Origin of the sequence: Stenotrophomonas pictorum JCM 9942 (genome assembly GCF_001310775.1) — a bacterium.
Lineage (GTDB): Bacteria > Pseudomonadota > Gammaproteobacteria > Xanthomonadales > Xanthomonadaceae > Stenotrophomonas > Stenotrophomonas pictorum.
Window position 1 is genome coordinate 1 of sequence record NZ_BAZI01000586.1, and the last position, 1,261, is coordinate 1,261.

At 70.0% G+C, this 1,261-nt stretch carries 1 protein-coding gene and 1 pseudogene; both read left to right on the plus strand.

Annotated features, from left to right (window positions below; genetic code table 11):
* A pseudogene (locus JCM9942_RS16260) lies at positions 1–335 on the plus strand (16S rRNA (cytosine(967)-C(5))-methyltransferase RsmB); the annotation flags it as partial.
* 19 nt (positions 336–354) lie between these two features.
* Positions 355–1,261: ArnT family glycosyltransferase (locus JCM9942_RS16265; protein ID WP_157723010.1), on the plus strand; the 907-nt coding region annotated here is incomplete at its 3' end.

Sequence of the window (1,261 nt, forward strand, 5' to 3'; positions counted from 1 at the left end):
TCGGCCACCGGCATCATCCGCCGCCAGCCGGACGTGCTGCTGCACCGCCGGCCCGATGACATCACCGCGCTGGTGGCGCTGCAGGCGCGTCTGCTCGATGCGCTGTGGCCGGTGCTGCGCCCGGGCGGGGTGCTGCTGTATTCGACCTGCTCGATCCTGCGTCAGGAGAACCAGCAGCAGGTGGCCCGGTTCCTGGCGCGCACGCCCGATGCGCGGATCGAGCGTTGCCGGAAGGCTTCGGCCATGCAGTGGATGGCACCCGCCAGCGCCTGCCGGGCGAGCACGGCGGTGACGGTTTCTTCTATGCGCGGCTGGTGAAAACCGCCTTGACCTGAGGTCCTATCATCGCCCTCCATGGGCGATGAGCGGGCACGGCGCGAATTCTGGTGGCTGGCGGTGACCGCCCTGCTGGTGCTCGGCGCCGGCATCGGCCTGCGTGACCCGTGGCCGTCGGACGAGCCGCGCTTTGCCCTGGTCGCCAGACAGATGGTGGAAAGCGGCCAGTGGCTGTTTCCGCAGCGCGGCACCGAGTTGTATTCGGACAAGCCGCCGATGCTCATGTGGCTGCAGGCGGCCGTCTACCTGCTGGTGCGGGACTGGCGCATCGCCTTCCTGCTGCCGTCGCTGCTGGCCGCGCTGGCCACCCTGGCCTGCGTGTACGACCTCGGCCGGCGGCTTTGGACGCGTCGGGTCGGCCTGTATGCGGCGTGGCTGCTGCTGTTAACCGTGCAGTTCACCTTCCAGGCGCGCAAGGCGCAGATCGATCCGCTGCTGCTGTCCTTCATGACCCTGGCCAACTACGGCCTGCTGCGGCATCTGCTGCGCGGCCCGGACTGGCGGATGTGGATGCTGGGCTGGTTCGCCGCCGGGTTGGGCATGATCACCAAGGGTGTGGGCGTGCTGGCCTTGCTGGTGCTGCTGCCGGCGCTGTTTGCAGTCGTGCGCGGCTGGCTGGGTGTGGACCTGCACTGGCGCGATCGCCGCATCTGGCTCGGGCCGCTGGCGTTTGCCGGGGCGCTGGCGCTGTGGCTGGGGCCGCTGCTGGCGGGGGTGTGGCGCGCTGACGATCCGGCCCACTACCGCTACCTGCACGACATCCTGCTGCGGCAGACCGCGGGGCGCTATCTGCATTCCTGGGATCACCACAATCCACCCTGGTACCACCTGGGGGTGATGCTGACCTTGTGGTTGCCGGCGGCACTGGCCCTGCCATGGGCGCTGCCGGCGTGGCGGCGCCGGCTGCGGCGCGGTGATCCGCGCT